This window comes from Geobacillus sp. Manikaran-105 (assembly GCF_002809955.1).
Taxonomy (GTDB): domain Bacteria; phylum Bacillota; class Bacilli; order Bacillales; family Anoxybacillaceae; genus Geobacillus; species Geobacillus thermophilus.
Window position 1 is genome coordinate 12,357 of sequence record NZ_PIJG01000033.1, and the last position, 20,026, is coordinate 32,382.

A 20,026-nucleotide genomic window follows, 5' to 3' on the forward strand; every position below is an offset into this window, starting at 1 on the left:
TATACTTTCCAAGTGGAATACGAAAAGTGGGGGATGGCGCAATGAACAACCATTACGATGTCATCGTGGTCGGCGCCGGGCCGGCTGGCATTTTCACCTGTTACGAACTGACGCTGAAACTGCCTGGAGCGAACGTGCTTTTGATTGATAAAGGGCATGATATATACCGGCGCAACTGTCCGATTTTGCAGAAAAAAATTGAGAAATGCCCGCCGCCGGCCGGCAAAAAAGACTATGCCGGCTGCGTGCCGGCCTGTTCGATTACGAACGGGTTCGGCGGGGCCGGAGCGTACTCGGATGGCAAATTCAACATCACGAGCGAATTCGGCGGTTGGATGACCGATTATTTGCCTGCCTCAACCGTGCTTGACCTCATCCGTTATGTGGATGAGATCAACTTAAAACATGGGGCGACGACATCGATCACCGACCCGATGACCGACAAAGTGAAAGAGATTGAGCGGCGCGCGTATGCCGCCGGGCTGAAGCTGCTGCGCGCCTATGTCCGCCATTTGGGCACGGAGCAAAACTTAGAAATTTTAAAAAGCATTTTTGAGTATTTGCGCGAGCGGATTGCGATGCGCTTTCAGACGGAAGTGGACGATATTTTGACGGAGCGGACGGAAAGCGGCCATGTTGTCAAAGGAGTAGTGCTGAAAAACGGCGAAACGCTGACGGCGGAAAAAGTCGTCATCGCCCCGGGGCGCGACGGCTCGGTTTGGCTGAGCAAAGTGCTGCGCAAACGCCGCTTGCGGATGATCAACAACCAAGTGGACATTGGGGTGCGCGTCGAGACATCGAACATCGTCATGCAGGAAATCAACGAACATTTGTATGAGGGGAAGTTTATTTTCAATACGTCGGTCGGGACGCAAGTGCGGACGTTTTGCAGCAATCCGTCCGGACATGTTGTCGTCGAAAACCATTCCGGCATTATGCTCGCCAACGGACACGCCTACAAAGACCCGAAACTTGGCAGCAACAACACGAACTTTGCCCTTCTTGTTTCACATAAGTTTTCCGATCCGTTTGACAAGCCGAACGAATACGCCCATGAAATTTCCCGGCTGGCGAACGCCTTGTCCAACGGCGGCATCATCGTGCAAAAATATGGCGACATTTTAAAAGGACGGCGATCGACGGAAAAGCGGATCAAAGAAGGGTTCATCGAACCGACGCTAAAAGAAGCGGTGCCGGGCGATTTAGGCCTCGTTTTGCCGTACAACACGATGAAAAGCTTGATCGAAATGACGGAGGCGCTCAACCACGTCACTCCGGGGCTTGCCTCTGAGCATACGCTCTTTTATGGGGTGGAAGCGAAGTTTTATTCGGCGCGTCCGAAACTGAACGACCGCTTTGAAACCGAAATCGCCGGGCTGTATGTCGGCGGCGACGGCGCCGGCATTACGCGCGGCCTTGCGCAGGCGAGCGCCTGCGGCGTCTGGATCGCCCGCGACATCGTCGAGAAATTGACGCATTAGGTGAGGAACCGAGGGCAGGCCCCTTCAAACGGGGGCCTGTTTTTTTGCTGTCTGCCTGGGGACGGATTAAAAAGTAAACTGAAATGAAAATATAGTTGACAAATATGCGGCTGGTCCGTTACGATAAATGTAATGATATGGAAAGGGGAGAGGAGAGATGGCAAACTGGCTGGTGTTGGCCGAGCAAGTGTTGGGAGGCCACGAGCTGACCGATGAGGAAGCATTGGCGATATTGGATTGTCCGGATGAGGAGTTGCTCCTTTTGCTGCAAGGGGCGTACCGGATTCGCTCCGCCTATTATGGAAACAAAGTGAAGCTGAACATGATCATCAACGCCAAATCCGGCCTCTGTCCGGAAAACTGCGGCTACTGTTCGCAGTCCGCCGTATCGACGGCGCCGGTGAAAACGTATAAAATGGTCGACAAAGAGACGTTGTTGCGCGGCGCGGAAGAAGCACACCGTTTGCGCATTGGGACGTACTGCATCGTCGCCAGCGGCCGGGGGCCGAGCGATAAAGAGATCGACACCGTTGTGTCCGCGGTCAAGGAAATTAAAGAGCGGTTCGGGCTGAAAGTGTGCGCCTGCCTTGGGATCTTAAAGCCGGAGCAGGCGGCGCGGCTGAAGGAGGCGGGCGTGGACCGCTATAACCATAATATTAACACGTCAAAACAGCACCACCCGAACATTACGACGTCCCATACATACGACGACCGGGTGCGGACGGTGGAAACGGTGAAAGAAGCGGGTCTTTCGCCGTGTTCCGGCGTCATTGTCGGCATGAAGGAAACAAAGCGGGATGTCGTTGAGATGGCGCGCAGCCTGCGGGCGCTCGACGCGGATTCCATTCCGGTCAACTTTTTGCATGCGATCGACGGAACGCCGCTGGCCGGCACGAACGAGCTAAACCCGCGCTATTGCTTGAAAGTGTTGGCGCTGTTCCGGTATATGAATCCAACGAAAGAAATCCGCATCGCCGGCGGACGCGAAGTGAACTTGCGCTCCCTTCAGCCGCTCGGGCTGTATGCCGCCAACTCGATTTTTGTCGGCGACTATTTGACGACGGCCGGGCAGGAAAAGGCGGCCGATTATCAAATGCTTGAAGATCTCGGATTTGAAATTGAATTTGCCCCAGCACCGCCCGCCGGGGTGGTGTAACGGTTGACGGGGCTGACTCAAAAGTCCCTTTTTGATGAAATGTAACCGAAGTATGTGAAAGAGACCACCTCTGAAATCCTCGGTTTTACCGGGTTTTTCGTGGTGGTCTATTTTTCTATGTCGCCCCAGATAGGAGCATTACCGCTCTTTTGGGTCAGCCCTTTTTCATATGGCTAGTCCGGGATCGGTCATTGGAAACGGCCTCTAGAAGGACGGGGATTTTATGGAAACAGCGGCCCGATGGTTGGCATGAAACGCGAACGTGGCGCGTACGATGGCAATACAAGCGGCAAAAAAAGCTTCACAAACAGAAAAAAGCTCATTATAATAGCAACAAAGAGAAAGGAAGAGGATGGGGAAACATGGCAAGATCGTTTTATCGTTACTTATTGCGCTTCCGCCACGGGTGTGAAGAAGATCCAATCGTCCGGTTTGCGAACGGGGCGTACGATGACCACAGCTTTCCAAAAGGATCGGCCGACTACGAGGAGCTCAGCGGGTATTTGGAGGTGCATGGCGATTATTTGGAAAGCATGGTTCTCTTTGATGAACTATGGGAGCAGTTTTTACACGAAGCATAACATGGAAGAGGGTTTTGCTCCGAATATTGACAGCGCTTTCAATCGTTTTTCCGCGCTGGCAAAGGTGTCCACCCTTGTATGCATGCATATACTATACTAACCATTTGTTCAACAAGGGTGGGAGATGCCAATGAGCGCGCCGAAACGCCCGAAATTTTCTGTCGGCGATATCGTCGTCAATACATTGTACGGAACAGTCGGAACCGTCACCGATATTCAGCAAGTAGACGGCACGTTTTTGTACGAAATCAACCATGGCCATAGCCTGTTTGCTGAGCAGACGCTCGTGTTGTTGTCTGAATTTACCGGCGATTTGTGGATTGCCGAAGAAATTGAAATTGAGCTGCCGTTTTTCCTTGGCGAAATTGTCCGCGTCCGCGATTATGGCGGCCAATTGTTCAAAGTCGTTGGAGTGCGGACAGAAATTTACCGCTATTATGGGGAAGGATGGGAAGAGACGATTTATGAATTGAAACGGCTGACGGACGGCTGGGAAATTGAAGTCCATCTCGAAGATATGATTCCGCTGGCCGATGGGGACGAAACGTCCGTCACGCTCGTGCAAGATATCGTGATCGCCGCGCCGATGAAGGCCTTGATCGCGCTGCCGCCCGCCGGCGGCGAAAAGAGTGGGCCGTCGGTTGACGACCTGCTTGATATGTACAATGACTACAAAGCGCTGTATGAATGGTTCGGCGATGACCAATACAAACGAATGATGGAAACGGTTGTTCAACGGTTGCAAACGATTGTAAACTACCATAATAGGAACTGACAAAGAACAAAGAGAAAGTAGGGAATGCCGGCGAAGAGGACGAACGCAGCCATTCTGTTAACAATTTTTTCCATTATTTTATCTGCAATCGTCAGCTTGTCCATTTTGTTCCGCCTCCGTATTTTTTTGTTTTATTGGTACATATGGTATGAAGGAAGCGGAAAAAGTAGTACAACATGATTTTTGACATAAAACGGAAGGCGGCGACATACAACATTACAAAGGGGGGCGAGATGGAGTGAAGGAGATTGAAGTGATTATTGATACGGAGGAGATCGCCGAATTTTTTTACCAACAGCTCATCCGCCGCGGCTTTGTGCCGACGCAGGAGGAACTGGAAGAGCTCGCGGATATTACGTTTGACTATTTGCTGGAAAAATGCATTATCGACGAAGAGATTGATGTCGACGACGAGTAACCGTCGTCGTTTTTACAATTACTCGGCCGCCGCGATGGCGGCCGCTTTCATCATGGCCAAATGCCGCTCGTCACTTCTGGGTGGCGTTCAAAAAACATGAAATAGGCGGCTGTGCGCGTGATGTTGTTGCGGTTATGCGCCGCCGTTTTCTGCCGAATCATAGCAACGGCCGCCGCCTCGTCGTCGCTCGGGCGTTCGCACCTTGAAACGGAAAGGCGGTCGGAAAGGCGGCAGAACAAACGAGCATCGGCAATGCGAACGGGATGACGGTATAAAAATGAGCGGTAAACGTATTCGAGCGGGCGGCGCAGCACGGTGAGCGGGCGAAGCGGCATCCGGCTGTCCCTCCTTTCCACATCGGGCGAATTTTGTCAAAAGACCGGGGCCATTTCGACAAAAGGTTTGCTAGTTTGCTGAAGGATTCGACAGGCATGATCACCAATAGTATAAGATACAAACGTTCGATTTATTGGGGGAAGGGAGAGGAAAACAATGGTTCGCTTATGGGGGAAAAAGGTGTGGCTGGCCAAACGCGCGTATGAGGCGGTCATTTTCCAAACGCCGCGCTTCGGGGAAACGAAAGGATACCGTCAAGTATGCCGGTTGACCGTGACGGCCGCCGATCATCATGAGGCGCTGTCGATTTTGTACCGAATGTTTAACGTGGCTGATTTGATGCCGAAAAACTGCCAAGCCCGGTTTATGGGGACCGGCGATATTGTCTTGATCGACGAAGGGCGGAAAGGACAGACGTACTACCGCCTCTGCCCGGATGGCTGGAAACGGGTGGAACGCCAGCTTGTCTGTTGACGGAATATTCAAAAATATAGTCGCCTTCAACCGATTGGGGATGGTATAATAGCAATAACATCGAATAAAGCCCGACCGTTTAGGGAACGGATAAGAAAGGAAAGGGGGCGGATCAGATGGAAGAGCAAAGACAACGGCGCGACACGCCGACGGTAGCGCCGGGAATTGACGATGATGAAGTGTTGAACGAAAAGGCAACGGAAGAGGAAATGGAGCGCGGAGACTATACGAAAGTCGTCACACTGGCGTGGGACGAAGTCGAGCCGTCGGAGCCCTGATCGAAATAGAAACCCTTGTGCGGCACAAGGGTTTCTCCGGGTTTGTTACGATTCGGGATTGTCGTGATGGCCCGGGCCGTTTTTCCGGCCGCCGGCGGCCGAGTATTCCTTGGCGTGCGCTGCGTCTTCGGCGATCAACGCCTCTTTTGGAATATGGTTGTTCTTTTTCTGCCCGTTGATGCGGTTGCGATGCTTTTTGCCCATCGTTTTCCCTCCTTGAACTGTCGTTGTCGTTAGTGTATGCGGCAAAAGGGCGGTTCATCGACGGAAAATGTTTGCAGGCGGCGCCGGGCGGGCGGAGCGGAGACTGAAGGGAACTGGGAGGGGGACGGAATATGGCCGCATTGGCGCTGGCACTGTTGCTGTGCGTTGTCTCGATCGCCGCGTCGCTTTGGCTCAAAGAGCAGGTGGAGCGCGTTTTGTTTCGCTGGAGAAACGTTCCTGTTCTCCATGCGGCCAATATCGTCATCATTGCGGCCATCGTTGCGGTTGCCTATTATCGGCTGAGCGGCATCGGCGTCTACTTGCGTGATTTGGCCGACATCGATGGATTTTGGTATGTATTTGCCGGAACAACGCAGCTTGTGCTGCCGCTTTATTTGTTCGCCTGCTGGCTGCTCGCCAGGCGGCGCGAGCGCGAGAAAAAATATACGCGCAGCAAAGACAAAAAGGTGCTGTATATCAACGAAAGGTATCTTGCGCGCCGCTATCGCGACGATTATCGTTCGAAAACGTCTTAAAAAGGGAGAGCAGCTCTCCCTTAAAATTTTGTTTTTTCTTTTTTGGACGTTGACGGCTGGTTGTTCGCTTTTGAGGATGGATTCGTTTTGTTGGCGTACTCCACCGCCTGCTCAAGTTTCTTTTTCACCGTCTTTCCTCCTTTCCCGCCGTGTGGGCACGAATAGTATGCCCGCCTTTCGCTCAAGCTACTCGAGGCAAGACTGCCATTTTCCGCAAACATATGATATGATAAACAAGGGCATGGCCGAACCATAACCGTTCGAAGTCATAAGGAGGAATCGAGTTTGAGCGTACATATCGGAGCCAAACAAGGGGACATCGCCGAACGCGTTTTGCTGCCGGGCGACCCGCTGCGCGCCAAATACATTGCCGAGACGTTTTTGGAAGGGGCGGTGTGCTACAATGAAGTGCGCGGCATGTTCGGATTTACGGGGACATACAAAGGGCATCGTGTCTCCGTCCAAGGGACGGGGATGGGAGTGCCGTCCATTTCGATTTATGTCAACGAATTGATCCAAAGCTATGGAGTAAAGACGCTCATCCGCGTCGGAACATGCGGCGCCATTCAACCGGATGTGCGCGTGCGTGACGTCATTTTGGCGATCGGCGCATCCACCGATTCCAACATGAACCGTCTCATTTTCCGCGGCCGCGATTATGCGCCGACGGCGGATTTCCACTTGCTGCGGACGGCATACGACGTTGGAATGGAAAAAGGATTGGCGCTCAAAGTCGGCAACGTCTTTACCGCCGACATGTTTTACAACGACGAACCAAACTGGGAAACGTGGGCGCGCTACGGCGTATTGGCCGTCGAGATGGAAACGGCGGCGCTCTATACGTTGGCGGCCAAATTCGGCTGCCGGGCGCTGTCGGTGCTAACGGTCAGCGACCATATTTTAACCGGCGAGGAGACGACAGCTGAAGAACGGCAAACGACGTTTAACGAAATGATCGAGGTGGCGCTCGAAGCGGCGGTTCGCAGCAGCTGATGATGAGGCGGCTGTTCGGTGCGCCCCGGGAAACAGAAAAGGGGAAGATGAATGAATCAGCGTTGGCAAACGGCGGCGCTCATGTGCCTGTTGCTCGTTGGCTGCCAAACGGGAGGAAGCGGTGACGGCGGCGCGGCCGGCTCGCCCGGGCAGCCGGCGGAACATACGGCGCCGCCCAGCGTTCATGAACGAGAGGAACTCAACCGGCCGGTTGACCCGGATTTGCAGCTTGAAGCGAAATATTGGAACGTCATCGAGGTGCGAAACGGCCAAAAGGTCATTATGAATCCGGACAACATTTTGGTGCTCGTCAATAAAGAGCAGTCGCTTCCGTCCGGTTACAAGCCGGCCGATTTGGTTGTGCCGCGCGTGCCGTTTTCGTTTGCCGACCCGAATGCAGAAAAGCGGCGTATGCGGGCCGAGGCGGCCGCCGCGCTCGAAGAAATGTTTGCCGCCGCCCGCCGCGATGGCATCGAGCTTGTCGCGGTGTCCGCTTACCGGTCGTATGAGCGGCAGAAGGCGATTTTTGCGGAGGAGGTGCGGCAAAAAGGGGAGAAAAAAGCCGTCCAGGCCGTCGCCCACCCGGGACAAAGCGAACACCAGACGGGGCTTGCAGTCGACATTAGCAGCCGGTCGATCGGCTGCCAGCTGACCGAGGCGTTCGGGGCGACAAAAGAAGGACAGTGGGTCGCCGCCCACGCGCACGAATACGGGTTTATCATCCGCTATCCGAAAGGGAAGGAAGCGGTGACCGGCTACAAGTATGAGCCGTGGCATCTTCGCTATGTCGGGCGGAAGGCCGCCGCCGTGATGAAAGAGCGCGGCATGACAATGGAAGAATATTTTCAAGCGGTAAAAAAAGTGTAAAGACGGGGCTGGCCCAAAAGAGCGGCAATGCTTCTATCTAGGGCAGCATGGAAAAACAGACCACCACGAAAAACCCGGTAAAACCAAGGGTTTCAGAGGTGGTCTCTTTTTTACATACTTTCGGTTCCATTTCATCAAAAAGGGGCTTTTGAGTCAGCACCCGTGTTCGTTTGTTGCAGCCCCTATGTCTCACACCAAAACACGCAGTACCCGAGCCGGTCGGCAAATTGCGCTGTCAGCTGCTGATGCTTCTGCCACATGCTTGCCATCTCCGGCGTCGTCGGGAAGACGATGACGGCCGGCGCCCCTTCGCCCGCCGCCTCCGCCGCCGTTTTGTAAAAGAAATGGCGGCAGCGGAATCCGTTTTGTTCAAGCGTTTTTTTCCATTCGCCGGGCGTCATCAGCCGCTTGAAGCCGTAGAACGCGGCGATCCGCTGCTGCTCGGCGGCGGTGAGCCGCTTATGGCATGCTTCGATGCCGATGAACGTGCCCCCTTTCTTCAGCACGCGGCAGATTTCAGCAAGGGCAGCAGGCAGTGAAACAAAGGCGAGCACCGATTCGGAAAGGACAAGATCAAACGTGCCGGCGGGAAACGGCAGCGATTCGACCGAAGCCTGGTGCAGGCGAACCGGAACCGCCATGGCACCGAAACGCTGCTTCGCCTTGGCGATCATTTTGGGATGGAGATCGATGGCCGTCACGTCCGCGCCGTACTGTCTAGCGATATACGCCGCTGTCTGCCCTGTGCCGCAGCCGACGTCAAGCACGGCGGTTGAGCGGTCAATATTAAGTTTACGTAAGATTTGTTTTGTCAACTCAAAACCGCCGGGGTGGGCGCCGTCAATCCCCATGTCCGCCAACCAGTCCAAATACGTCATCATGGCATTCTCCTTTTTCACTCAGTTGGTTTATCATATGCCAGAGAGCCGTTTTTTGTCTTTGAGCAAAAAAATTGGCTTGTCCCTATACTCATGAAAAAAAGCAATTTTGTTGCTATAGACCCAACCGCTATCAAGCTGGTACACTGATACGTGCAAGAACGAGAACGCTAGGTTGGTGAATGGAGTGGAACGGAAACAACGGGCGGAGGCTGGGGTGTTGTTAAGCCTCTTTATCTATCTTCTGCTGGCAGCCGGCAAGCTTTTGGCCGGGGCGGCAGCCGGATCGGACGGAGTGAAAGCGGACGGATGGAACAATTTGAGCGATGTGATGGCTTCCGTCGCTGTCTATATCGGCATGAAAATTGCCAAAAAACCGCGCGACCGCAATCATCCGTACGGACATTCGCGGGCGGAGAACATTTCGTCGCTGTTGGCCGCCTTTTTCATGATGTCCATCGGTATTGATGTGATTACAGACGGTGCCCGCACGCTTCTTGGCGGCGGGAGGGAGGCCGCCCCCGATTGGCTGGCGGCAGCGGTCGCCCTTGCTTCAGCAGCAGTGATGTTCATCATCTATGTCATCAATGTGCGGCTGGCGCGGCGGACGAACAGCATGGCGCTGGCGGCCGTAGCGAAAGACAACTTATCGGATGCACTCGTCAGCATTGGCGCCGCGCTTGGGATTGTCGGCGCGCATCTTGAGTGGGCATGGCTTGACCCGTTGGCGGCGCTCGTCATTGGTGCGCTCATTTGCAAGACGGCGTGGGAGGTGTTTATGGAAACGGCCCATGCGTTGACCGACGGGTTTGATGAAAGAAAGCTCGCCATTTACCGGCAAGAAATCGCTGCGGTCAGCGGGGTGCGCGATGTCGCGGATATTAAGGCGCGCATGCTCGGCAATGACGTTGTGCTCGAAGTAACCATCCGCGTCGATTCGCAGTTGACGGTAGTGAAAAGCCATGAAATTGCCGACGAGGTCGAGCGTTTAATGAAAAAACGGCATAACATCCGGGCGACGCACGTTCATGTGGAGCCGGAAGCGGTGCGCTGAGCGGAGGCCAAGCAAACGGGGGCGCGGCCGTCGCGCCCCAACCGCCTGCCGATCAAGAGGGAGGGATGGTCCTCCTTTTTTTCGAATGCTGCCGTCCGATGGACGCTCCTGCTTTGTTAAGGCATCGTTCCATTCGGCGAACAAAAGCGGCTTTCGGCGGGCACGGGGCGGCGTTGCTGCGCCGATGTTCCGGCCGTTTTTTCGGCGGCCGGCGAGGAGTAGTTTTTCGGCAAACGGCAAACAATACGAATAAACGCATCAGTTAGAAAGGAGACTCGTGTATGGCCATCCATCCGAGCCCCCGCTTGCCGCTTGGCGGAATATACGAACGGCATGCGCCGGCGGGCGGCCAGTCGTGCTGGTTTCATTTCACCGCCGCCGCCAAGCCGGATTTGGAACGGCTCCTCTCCTCGCTGTCGATTCATCCGCTCGCCCGAAAACGGCTTATAGGTGGAACAGACATTCCACTGGTCGATGAGTACGAAGGATTCCTTTTTGTATCGTTGTTTATCATCCGTCCGTCCGGCCGAACGGCGAACATTCGCCTGCTTGCCGCCGAGCGGCATATCATCAGTTATATGGATGAAGATGACCCGTTTATCGGCCATGTGAAAGAACGGCTGTTGGATCATCGCGATCAGGCGCTGTACCCTGGATATGTTCTTTACCATTTCCTGGACTTAGCCGTCACTCGCTTTTTGCAGGTGATCGACCAAATCGCCGACCGCATTCAGGCGCTTGAGCGGCAAGTGTTTGCGACGCCGTTCGCCAATGAAATCGGGCGTGAAATTTACCGGATGAAAACCCATCTTCATGAGCTGCGGCAAGTGGCCGAAGCGCAGGAAGAGGCGATCAAAACGATCCGCCATGCCGAGCTGCCGTACATCAACGCGGAAACGAATCCATACATCGATGAGGTGGCCTCCCGTTTCGCCCGCGTGCCGGCGGCGCTCGACGCATTTAAGGAATCATTGTCCGCCATTTTCGATTTGCAACTGTCGCTCAAATCCGATCATATGAACGTCATTATGAAAACGTTGACATTGGTGAGCGTCATATTTTTGCCGATGACGTTTATTGCCGGTGTCTACGGCATGAATTTTTCGTTTATGCCCGAGCTGAAATGGCGGTACGGGTATCCGTTCGCCCTGCTGCTGATGGCGACCGTCGCCGTCCTCATTGCCCTGTATTTTAAGCGCAAAGGTTGGTGGGGGGAGACTGGGACGAAAGAAAAATAGGCGCCAGCTTGCAAAAATGGGCGTTGGCCCGGTCGTTTGGGCGGGCGGACGCATATGATGGTCCCGTCAACGGGATCAAGGAGGTGTCCGCCATGAGCAGTTTGGTCAGCAGCGGTTATGCGCTCATCATTGTTTTGTTCATTTTGTTGATTATTGTCGGTTGTGTATGTGTCGCCTGGTAGGAAGCCGGACGGAAAAGAAGGGGAAGACGGGTCAAACAGTGCGGCTAGGCAAGACGGTGAAAGGGGGCGGGCGCATCCCGTTTTGCGTCGGTTTCCCCTCGTTTTGTTCACAAAAACACGCCGGATGACGCGGTCGTGTTTTTTTATAGATAAAATGAGGCGGCGGCGGTATAATGGAACGGAAGCGATTAGGGAAAAGGAGAACATCATATGGGGCATTTCAGTGAAGAAAAGCAAGGGGTTTTGTACACCGCCGCCTCATACTTGTTGTGGGGAGTGCTGCCACTCTATTGGAAACTGCTTGAGGCGCGCTCGGCGCTTGAGATTTTGGCGCACCGCATCGTTTGGTCGTTCGTGTTTATGGCCATCCTTTTGGCAGCGACTGGGCAGCCTGACGCCTTCCGCCGGGAGCTTCGGGCGATGCGCCGTCGGCCGGCTAAGGCATGGGGGATCGCCGCTGCTGCCGTGCTCATCAGCGCCAACTGGTTTGTCTACATATGGGCGGTGAATCATCATCATGTTGTTGAAACGAGCCTCGGCTATTATATCAACCCGCTTGTCAGTGTGGCGCTTGGGATGATCGTACTGCGCGAGCGGCTGAGCGTAGGGCAGTGGACCGCTGTTCTTCTGGCCGCCGCCGGCGTGGCGGCGATGACGGCGGAATATGGCGCGTTTCCGTGGGTCGCCATATCGCTCGCATTGACGTTCGGGTTTTACGGCTTAGTGAAAAAACTGGCCAGCGTTGACTCGTCCATTGGCTTGACGCTTGAAACAATGGCCGTCATGCCGCTTTCAGCCGTTTACTTATTATGGGTGTACAACGAAACGCCAGCCCTCGTCAAGACGGCCGAATGGTGGCAATGGGCGCTGTTGGCTGGAGCCGGGCCAGCGACGGCCGTGCCGCTTTTGTATTTCGCCAAAGGGGCGAAGCGTGTGTCGATGACAACACTTGGTTTTTTGCAATACATTTCGCCGACGATCAGCCTTCTCCTTGGCGTCTTTTTGTTCGGCGAGCCGTTTACGAAAGCGCATTTTTATGCGTTTAGCTGCATCTGGGCGGCGCTTATTTTGTTTTCTGCTGTTCAAATCAAGCAGGCGTCAGGGCGAAAAAAATGGAAGCGAAGCTCGCTTAAAGCATAAAAGCGGTCCGAGAACGGGCCGTTTTTTTGTTTTTACGGCAAATACCTATTTTTGCCGAAACACCTAACCATTTTCCTGGTTTGTGAATAGTCTACTAGTACAAAAACAAAGGAGGTGCTGGCAAATGGGTGCAGCTTACGGCGGCGGATTCGCGTTGATCGTCGTTCTGTTCATCTTGTTGATTATTGTCGGATGCGCATGTATCGGTGGTTGGGTGTACTAACGAACCCTACTTGCTAGCAAGGAGGTGACGAATATGACATGCGGCTTTTATGGCGGCTGGGGCGGCTTTGGCTTCGGCTACCCGGGTTATGGCGGCTACGGTTTCGTGCTGATCGTCGTCTTGTTTATTTTGCTCATTATCGTCGGGGCGACATGGTGCTAGACGGATAATGGGCGGCGCGGGGGAGGCGGCTTGAGAGCGGCTGTCCCCCGCCATTTTTGTGATGAAAGAGGCAGGAGGATGAGAGGGGCGGGGAGAAGTTATACAAAGAGAGGAAAAGTGAAAACTGTGTGGAGGGACAAAGACATGACTCATCTTCCAAAAGATCTTGTGGCGACGTTTTCGATCGTGGCGTTTGACCCGGCGACCGGGGAGCTTGGCATCGCTGTTCAATCGAAATTTTTAGGTGTCGGCGCGGTCGTGCCGTGGGCGAAAGCGGGCGTCGGCGCCGTGGCGACGCAGTCATATGCCAACACGTCATACGGCCCACGCGGCCTCGAATGGATGGAACAAGGGAAAACGGCGCAAGAAACGCTTGAGTTGCTCGTTGCCGATGACAGCGAGCGCGATTTGCGCCAGGTCGGCATCGTGGATGCGAAAGGACGGGCAGCAACGTTCACCGGAAAAAAATGTTACCCGTGGGCGGGCGGCATTACCGGACCGAACTATGCAGCGCAAGGCAATATTTTAGCCGGGGAGGAAACGGTGCTGGCGATGGGAAGAACATTCGAGCAGGCCAAAGGGCCGCTCGCCGAGCGATTGCTAAAGGCGCTTCAAGCTGGTCAGGCGGCGGGGGGCGACCGCCGCGGGCAACAGTCGGCTGCCTTGCTCGTTGTGAAAGAAAGGGGCGGCTATGGCGGGTACAATGACCGCTATATCGATTTGCGCGTTGACGACCACCCGCGGCCGATCGAGGAGCTCATTCGCCTGTATGAGCTGCGCCAGCTTTATTTTGAGAAACCGCGCCCCGAAAAAGTGGCTGTAATGGAAGGCGCGGTCAAGGAAGAGGCGGCTGCCCACTTGATCCGGCTCGGCTACTTGCCGAAAGAGCGCGCCGCCGACAGCGAGGCGCTTCACGAAGCGCTGACAGCGTATATACATACAGAAAACTTTGAGGAACGCGAACTAGAAAAAGGGAAAATCGATCTTGACGTGCTCGCGTATATGAAACAGCAGCCGTCGCCGCAGGGGGAAAAATAAAAAAATAAAAACGATCACTGCATGGTTGGTCGGGCGGATGAATGGCGTTGTATGAAAAGCGAAGGTGTCCCAAAAGGAGCGGGACACCTTTTCCTATGACTGCATATGCGCAAACAACGATTTATGCGGTGTTTCGGTTCAGGAAAAACAGCCCGTGTTTGGGCAGCGGCCGTTTAGGAGGCGAGCGGCGCACGCCCGCTGTCATGTCTGCGCCAAACGGCCCGCAGGCGAAAGCTGAGAAACAGAGCACCTGCTGCCAATCCGGCGATCAGGCCGATCCAATAGCCGAACGCTCCGGCGGCAGTCAAGAGAGCGAGCGCGCAGCCAAGCGGAAGGCCAACGCCCCAATAGGCGAGAAGAGCGGACCAAAAAACGGCGTTCACCTCTTTATAGCCCCGCAGCGCTCCTTGGATGGGAGCGGCGATGGCATCGGAAACTTGAAAGAAGATCGCATAGAGCAAAAATTTCCCCGTCAACGCCGCCACTGTCGGATCGTTTGTATACAGTCGAGCAACATCGCCGCGGAAGATGGAAAGAAACAATGCAGCGGCGGCAGCGACCGCCAAGGCGAGGGTGATGCCGATCAGGCAATATTGTTTGGCCGCTTCATAACGGTTGGCCCCAGCTTCAACGCCTACGGCGATCGTCAGCGCCATCGATAAGCTGAGCGGAATCATATACAACAAGGAAGCGAAGTTGAGGGCGCTTTGATGGGCAGCGACTGTTTCGGCGCCAAACCGGCCGACAAGCAGCGTCACCGCAGCGAAAATGCTCGTTTCAAAAAAGATGGCTGATCCGATCGGCACCCCGGTTTTCAGCAACTCTCTCCATGCGGCCCATGACGGACGGTAAAAACGGACGAGCACGCGATAGGGAGACAAACGGCGAAATTTCACCGCGGCAAAGGCAGCGGCCGCGAAGCAGTATGCGTACGTGATCGCTGTCGCATAGCCGGTGCCGATGCCGCCAAGGCGCGGAAACCCGCCATGCCCGTAAATCAACAGCCAGTTGAACAGCATATTGATCGGCAAGGCGGTGAGCGTAATCCACATCGTCACGTTCGTTTGCCCAAGTGCATCGATGAAATAGCGGAGCACAGAATAAAGAAACAGCGGGACGATCCCAAACGACAAGGCGCGTAAGTAATGAAAGGCGATATGCCGAACGTTTTCGTCCAAAGACATCTGTTTCAAGATCAACGGCACGGCAGCGGCGCCGGCCATGACAATGGCGGCAGCAAGCGCGACAGCCAAGTAGAGCGCCTGGGTGACGGCGCGGGCGATTGAGTCATGGCGTCCGGCGCCGAGATGATGCGAGACGATCGGGGACAAGGCGAGCAAAATGCCGCCGACGCCGGTCCACACCGGCACCCATAAGCTGGAGCCGATCGCGACGCCGGCAAGATCTTCGGCGCTCGCGTGGCCGGACATGGCAACATCGACAAAGTTCATGGCATATTGGCCCGTTTGCGAAACAAAAATGGGAAGAAACAAGGCGAACAGGCGCCGCCATTTGCCGTTGGGCGGAGCGGGCGTGGTCATAATCGTTCCCCCTTTTTCCATGATAAAGTGACACATTGTTCTAAATCATCAACCTCATCGCTTCCGAAGCCGGGATGGCCTCCCTCTTCGGAAGCAATTTACGACGAAAGAAACGGCGGTTGGCTGCAAAGCGGAAATTCGATCAAAAAACAAGTGCCGCGTGCATCGCTTTGCACTTTCATCGTCCCGCGATGCAGTTCGACGATTTTTTTCGATAACGACAGGCCGAGCCCAGTTCCCGTTTCCTTCGTTGAAAAAAACGGATCGAAAACATGGTCGATGACCGACGGCGGAATGCCGGGCCCATCGTCGCAGAAGCGAAGCTGGACGATATGGTTCACTTTCCGGCTGCTCACCGTGACATTCATCGTTTTGGCCACTTTGGCTTCCACAGCGTTGCGGAATAAGTTTAAAAACACTTGCAAAAGCTGGCGGCGGTCGCCGCTCATTTCGTAATCGTCCAGTTGTTCGTCGAGGTCAAAATGGACGTTCACACTGTGCAGCAACGCCTCGCTCTGCAGCAGAACGCCGACATCGTCGCGCAAAAAACGGTGCAGCCGGAACGTTTCCATCTTCACGTCCGCCGGCTTGGCGATGTTTAAAAAGTCGGTGATGATGCCGTTTGCCCGGTCAAGCTCAGGAATGAGCAGGCGTTCGACGAGCGAGGCGATCCGGTCTGGCAGCTCGGTTTTGAGCAGCTGCAAATAGCCGCGCACCGTCGTCAGCGGATTGCGGATTTCATGGGCGATGCCGGCGGCGATGCGGCCGGCGACGGCGAGCTTTTCCGTTTCTTTCATCATATTGAGCGACTGAAACATACTGATGACTCGTTTGATCGATCCGTCATCGTTGTAAATAAAACGGGTGTTGACGATGCCGTAAAATCGGTCGAGCACCTCGTGATTGTAGAGCGGCTCGCCTTTTTCAAGCGATTCGAGCGTTGCGATCAGCTCGTCAGGCAGCTTCAGCAGCTCGCGAATATGTTTGCCGATGATGGCGTCGCGCTCGACGCCCGTGTCAATGGCCGCCTGCAAATTGCAAAGCGTGATGATCCCGTTGTCGTCGACAAAAACGATATGGTGCGGCACGAGATCGAGCAACGGCGTCAAAAAGGCTTCCACTTTTTCAAACGGTACGTCGTGATACAAGTCAATATCCCACTGCCATTTGGCTTCCTTTTCAAGGGACGGTGGAATGGTGCGAAGGTGCGGCCGGACGTCGCCGCGCTTTTTTTCGATGGCGATTCCACTTTCGTAATCGGCAAAGGTGAACGGAAACGGAAGCGTTTCGATGAGCCGCTCATAAGCGCGCAGCTTTCGTTCGAGCTCTTCGATTTGCGATTGTACGAGTCGATCGTTCATCTCTTCAAACTCCTTAGCTGCACATTTCGTTTTTCATTTTACAAAAACCGCTCTCCGTCGGCTATGGCGGACATCGCATCGATCCGACGGGAGGACGAAACGAATCGAAGCAACCGGGCGGTGCGGGCAGGAGCCGTCAATCGATGCCTGCCGTTTCCACGCGGGGAAGGAACTGGCTAAGCGCCTCAAGGGACGGAAAAGCAGCTTGCCCCCGCCGCTCGTTGCCGCCCCCTTTGCCGCCAAACAGGGCGGCTTGTTCTTTCAGCCAGTTCCCTGCATGGAGCAAGGAAGACGGTGCTTTGGCGATCACGGCGCGCCAATCGGAGGTGGAGGCGAGAAGCGCGGTTTTGCCATAACGGTCGGCGATCAGACGGGCGATCATTTGCAGTTCTTTTGCCCCATATTGGTCGTAACGGCCAATCACTGCACGTCCTGATTCGGCGGCGGCCCGTTCGGCTTCGACGGCAAAGACGATTGCCTCGTATTGGCGCAGCCGTTTTTCCCATTCTTTTTTCTCTTGTTCCCATTTTGCGATCACGTCGAGCAGCTGATCGCGGCTTGTCCCGAACCGACCTGCTGCCGCCTGCACGACGCGGTGGGTTTGCTGGTAGTCGGCAAGCGCCCGGCCGCCGCAAAGAAAGGAAAGACGCGTCATGCCGCGATGGCGCTCTGCTTTCAGCAATTTGATCACGCCGATTTCGCCCGTGCGTTTCACATGGGTGCCGCAGCACGCCGACAAATCGATCCCTTTCATCTCGACAACACGGACAGAACCTTGGACATCGGGACGCTTGCGAAACGGCATCCGTTCTGCTTCTTCCGGCGTCACCCAATACGTCTCGACCGGGAGATTCGCGTAAATGAGTTCGTTGGCCCGGTTTTCCACTGCCAGCATGTCTGCTTCCGTCAGCGCACCCGCCGTGATGTCGATTGTGACGACCTCGCGCCCAAGGTGAAAACCGACTGTTTCGGCGCCGAGCTGTTCAACGAGTACAGCGGATAATACATGTTGGCCGCTATGCTGTTGTGTATGATCGCGGCGCCGTTTCCTATCAAGAACGCATGAAATGGCGCCCATTCCCGGGTGGGCAGGAAGGCGGTGATACACTTCCCCGTTTTCGTCAAACACATCGAGCACCGGCAAGCCGGCGATCGTGCCGGCGTCAGACGGTTGGCCACCGCCTTCCGGGTAAAACGCTGTTTCCGCCAAGGTGACAATGTATGTTTCGCCGTCTTGGCGGACGCTTGTCACCGTTGTCGTCCACACGTCAACATCCGGCGCCGTATAGTACAACTTTTTCGTCACAACCGTTTCATCCTTTCGTCTTCCGAATGCTTTTCTTTCATATTAGCAAATTCCCTCGCGTTTGCCTATCGCCGATCTTTTTGGCCGCTTTTTCCCGTTGGCAATTGGCTATATCTATAGAACAATGTTCTAAATAAACAGTATTCACAAAAGAAAAAGAACAGACCGTAGACAGCTCTTCCTCTAGAAACACTCTGATGTTTTGGGACAAGTCCAACGTTCAAACGGTTTGACAAAGGAAGCGGGTTGCAGCGATGTTTGTTGAACATGATTTCACGCAACAAAACTATATGCTAAAAATAATCCAAAACCAACTAGCAACATTTGTCGGCGGCGAAATGCTTTGTATATAATAAAACGGAGCGAAAACGAACCGATCGCCGATCGGAAAGGGTGGTTTGATGATGTTGACGTTAACAGACATTGAACAAGCGCGAGCGAAAATGAAAGGCATCGTCCACCAAACGCCGCTTGAGCATTCGCAGACGTTCAGCCGGCTGTCCGGCAATGACGTGTATATGAAACTGGAAAATTTGCAAAAAACAGGTTCGTTTAAGGTGAGAGGCTCATTCAATAAAATTATGTCGCTCACGGAAGAAGAAAGGGCGCGCGGCGTCATCGCCGCCTCGGCCGGCAACCACGCCCAAGGGGTCGCCTACGCAAGCGGCATGCTCGGCATTCCTTGTACGATTGTCATGCCGAAAGGGGCGCCGCTCAGCAAAATTGAAGCGACGAAAAGCTACGGGGCGGAAGTCGTGCTGTACGGCGATGTGTTTGACGAGTCTTTGGAATATGCGTTAGAGTTGCAGCGTGAACGGGGGATGACGTTTGTTCATCCGTTTGACGACTTGGCGGTGATGGCTGGCCAAGGGACGATCGGCTTGGAGCTGATCGAACAGCTTCCCGACGTCGATGTCGTTCTTTGTCCGGTCGGCGGCGGCGGCTTGTTGGCCGGCCTGGCGTTTACGTTAAAACAGCTGAAGCCATCGGTTGAAGTGTACGGCGTTGAGTCATCGGCTTGCCCAGGCATGACGGCGGCCATACGCCATAAACAGCCCGTCTCCATTGCCGCATCGAATACGATCGCCGATGGGATTGCCGTGAAAAAGCCGGGCAATATTACGTACCAATACATTGAGCAATACGTCGATGGCGTTGTATGCGTGGAAGAGGCGGAAATTTCGCGGACGATGCTGTATGTGCTCGAGCGGAACAAGCTGTTGATCGAAGGGGCGGCAGCTTGTCCGCTGGCGGCATTGTTGTATCAAAAGCTGCCGTTTCGCGGCAAAAAAGTCGCCGCCATTTTAAGCGGCGGCAACGTCGATGTGACGCTCATTTCCCGCATCATCGAGCGGGGGCTCGTCGAAGCCGGGCGATTCGTTACGTTTACAACGGTCATCTCCGACAAGCCGGGCCAGTTGAACAAGCTGCTGCGCATTATTGCGGAGCTTGAGGCAAACGTGATGTCGATTCATCATCAGCGCATCGGCGCCAAAGTGCTGCCAGGTCAGGCGGAAATTCACTTTTCGCTCGAGACAAAAAACGAAGACCACATTCAGCAAATCTACCAAGTGTTGTTGAAAGAAGGCTATGATGTACAGTTTTACCGATGAGCGCGCGTGGGAAAACGGTTTGTGTTTCGCCACTGTCTGTTAAGCAAACAGTGGAAAAGCCGTCTTCGAAATCATGTTCACAGGGCTGCCAAGTCAACTACCCCCACTTCGCGAACGCTTGAAGTGGGGGCTTGCAACTCCCCAGAAGTGCAAACGGACTTCGTCCTCCTTCCTTGACTTGGGGTTGCATC

The 20,026-nt window shown here is 54.5% G+C and carries 24 protein-coding genes; 18 read left to right on the forward strand and 6 right to left on the reverse strand.

What is annotated here, in order from left to right; translation table 11 throughout:
* Positions 1-41 precede the first annotated feature (41 nt).
* From CV945_RS10975 to CV945_RS10995, 5 genes are all read left to right on the forward strand, one after another.
* Positions 42-1,481 (forward strand): NAD(P)/FAD-dependent oxidoreductase, encoded by a 1,440-nt coding sequence (locus tag CV945_RS10975; protein WP_033009207.1) that lies wholly within the window; start codon positions 42-44, stop codon positions 1,479-1,481.
* Positions 1,482-1,638: 157 nt separating this feature from the next.
* Positions 1,639-2,637, forward strand: coding sequence for a biotin synthase BioB (gene bioB / locus CV945_RS10980; protein WP_100659757.1), 999 nt, complete (start codon positions 1,639-1,641; stop codon positions 2,635-2,637).
* Between the two features lie 362 nt (positions 2,638-2,999).
* The gene (locus tag CV945_RS10985) at positions 3,000-3,218 is read left to right on the forward strand and encodes a YozE family protein (protein WP_033015279.1); all 219 of its coding nucleotides are present in this window, start codon (positions 3,000-3,002) and stop codon (positions 3,216-3,218) included.
* Positions 3,219-3,348: 130 nt separating this feature from the next.
* A complete protein-coding gene (locus tag CV945_RS10990; RefSeq protein WP_100659758.1) occupies positions 3,349-3,993 on the forward strand; it encodes a hypothetical protein in 645 nt (214 codons plus the stop codon).
* 238 nt (positions 3,994-4,231) lie between these two features.
* Positions 4,232-4,411, forward strand: a complete 180-nt coding sequence (locus CV945_RS10995; RefSeq protein ID WP_033015276.1) for a YozD family protein — start codon at positions 4,232-4,234, stop codon at positions 4,409-4,411.
* Between the two features lie 50 nt (positions 4,412-4,461).
* On the opposite strand, the gene CV945_RS11000 is transcribed toward CV945_RS10995, so the two are convergent.
* Complete coding sequence (locus CV945_RS11000) at positions 4,462-4,746, reverse strand: DUF2515 family protein (protein ID WP_100659759.1); 285 nt, start codon at positions 4,744-4,746, stop codon at positions 4,462-4,464.
* Positions 4,747-4,903: 157 nt separating this feature from the next.
* Between CV945_RS11000 and CV945_RS11005 the strand changes: the two genes are divergently transcribed.
* Complete coding sequence (locus CV945_RS11005) at positions 4,904-5,221, forward strand: hypothetical protein (protein ID WP_063329436.1); 318 nt, start codon at positions 4,904-4,906, stop codon at positions 5,219-5,221.
* A 116-nt stretch (positions 5,222-5,337) separates the two neighbouring features.
* Positions 5,338-5,499 carry a hypothetical protein gene (locus tag CV945_RS17275; protein WP_198518502.1) on the forward strand — a complete coding sequence of 54 codons (162 nt, stop codon included), beginning with the start codon at positions 5,338-5,340 and terminating at the stop codon, positions 5,497-5,499.
* 45 nt (positions 5,500-5,544) lie between these two features.
* On the opposite strand, the gene CV945_RS17280 is transcribed toward CV945_RS17275, so the two are convergent.
* A complete protein-coding gene (locus CV945_RS17280) occupies positions 5,545-5,703 on the reverse strand; it encodes a hypothetical protein (protein WP_017437412.1) in 159 nt (52 codons plus the stop codon).
* Between the two features lie 131 nt (positions 5,704-5,834).
* On the opposite strand from CV945_RS17280, the gene CV945_RS11010 reads away from it, so the two are divergent.
* From CV945_RS11010 to CV945_RS11020, 3 genes are all read left to right on the forward strand, one after another.
* Positions 5,835-6,239, forward strand: a complete 405-nt coding sequence (locus CV945_RS11010; RefSeq protein WP_100659760.1) for a hypothetical protein — start codon at positions 5,835-5,837, stop codon at positions 6,237-6,239.
* Positions 6,240-6,524: 285 nt separating this feature from the next.
* Entirely contained in the window at positions 6,525-7,232 is a 708-nt protein-coding gene (gene deoD / locus CV945_RS11015; protein WP_100659761.1) for a purine-nucleoside phosphorylase, read from the forward strand.
* A 51-nt stretch (positions 7,233-7,283) separates the two neighbouring features.
* On the forward strand, positions 7,284-8,099 hold the full coding sequence (locus CV945_RS11020) for a M15 family metallopeptidase (protein ID WP_033009202.1): 816 nt from the start codon (positions 7,284-7,286) through the stop codon (positions 8,097-8,099).
* Positions 8,100-8,281: 182 nt separating this feature from the next.
* Here CV945_RS11020 and CV945_RS11025 read toward each other — a convergent pair whose 3' ends face one another.
* Entirely contained in the window at positions 8,282-8,980 is a 699-nt protein-coding gene (locus tag CV945_RS11025) for a class I SAM-dependent methyltransferase (protein ID WP_044743985.1), read from the reverse strand.
* Between the two features lie 172 nt (positions 8,981-9,152).
* Between CV945_RS11025 and CV945_RS11030 the strand changes: the two genes are divergently transcribed.
* From CV945_RS11030 to CV945_RS11065, 7 genes are all read left to right on the forward strand, one after another.
* Positions 9,153-10,031: a cation diffusion facilitator family transporter gene (locus CV945_RS11030; RefSeq protein WP_050368652.1), complete on the forward strand. Its 879-nt coding sequence runs from the start codon at positions 9,153-9,155 to the stop codon at positions 10,029-10,031.
* A 281-nt stretch (positions 10,032-10,312) separates the two neighbouring features.
* Positions 10,313-11,269, forward strand: a complete 957-nt coding sequence (locus CV945_RS11040) for a magnesium transporter CorA family protein (protein WP_100659762.1) — start codon at positions 10,313-10,315, stop codon at positions 11,267-11,269.
* Between the two features lie 92 nt (positions 11,270-11,361).
* Positions 11,362-11,451 carry a YjcZ family sporulation protein gene (locus CV945_RS11045; protein WP_100659767.1) on the forward strand — a complete coding sequence of 30 codons (90 nt, stop codon included), beginning with the start codon at positions 11,362-11,364 and terminating at the stop codon, positions 11,449-11,451.
* 210 nt (positions 11,452-11,661) lie between these two features.
* On the forward strand, positions 11,662-12,591 hold the full coding sequence (gene rarD, locus CV945_RS11050; protein ID WP_100659763.1) for an EamA family transporter RarD: 930 nt from the start codon (positions 11,662-11,664) through the stop codon (positions 12,589-12,591).
* A gap of 124 nt (positions 12,592-12,715) precedes the next feature.
* Positions 12,716-12,814: a YjcZ family sporulation protein gene (locus CV945_RS11055; protein ID WP_011231081.1), complete on the forward strand. Its 99-nt coding sequence runs from the start codon at positions 12,716-12,718 to the stop codon at positions 12,812-12,814.
* 33 nt (positions 12,815-12,847) lie between these two features.
* The gene (locus CV945_RS11060) at positions 12,848-12,976 is read left to right on the forward strand and encodes a YjcZ family sporulation protein (RefSeq protein WP_080729672.1); all 129 of its coding nucleotides are present in this window, start codon (positions 12,848-12,850) and stop codon (positions 12,974-12,976) included.
* A 144-nt stretch (positions 12,977-13,120) separates the two neighbouring features.
* Positions 13,121-14,014: a DUF1028 domain-containing protein gene (locus CV945_RS11065; RefSeq protein ID WP_100659764.1), complete on the forward strand. Its 894-nt coding sequence runs from the start codon at positions 13,121-13,123 to the stop codon at positions 14,012-14,014.
* A 173-nt stretch (positions 14,015-14,187) separates the two neighbouring features.
* Here CV945_RS11065 and CV945_RS11070 read toward each other — a convergent pair whose 3' ends face one another.
* The 3 genes from CV945_RS11070 to CV945_RS11080 form a co-directional block, all read right to left on the reverse strand.
* Positions 14,188-15,555, reverse strand: a complete 1,368-nt coding sequence (locus CV945_RS11070) for an MATE family efflux transporter (RefSeq protein ID WP_033012221.1) — start codon at positions 15,553-15,555, stop codon at positions 14,188-14,190.
* Positions 15,556-15,653: 98 nt separating this feature from the next.
* Entirely contained in the window at positions 15,654-16,916 is a 1,263-nt protein-coding gene (locus CV945_RS11075; protein WP_044743979.1) for a two-component system sensor histidine kinase NtrB, read from the reverse strand.
* Positions 16,917-17,052: 136 nt separating this feature from the next.
* Positions 17,053-18,222 carry an alanyl-tRNA editing protein gene (locus CV945_RS11080; RefSeq protein WP_100659765.1) on the reverse strand — a complete coding sequence of 390 codons (1,170 nt, stop codon included), beginning with the start codon at positions 18,220-18,222 and terminating at the stop codon, positions 17,053-17,055.
* Positions 18,223-18,626: 404 nt separating this feature from the next.
* Here CV945_RS11080 and ilvA point away from each other — a divergent pair, with 404 nt between their 5' ends.
* Complete coding sequence (ilvA, locus tag CV945_RS11085) at positions 18,627-19,835, forward strand: threonine ammonia-lyase (protein ID WP_063329929.1); 1,209 nt, start codon at positions 18,627-18,629, stop codon at positions 19,833-19,835.
* Positions 19,836-20,026: the final 191 nt, after the last annotated feature.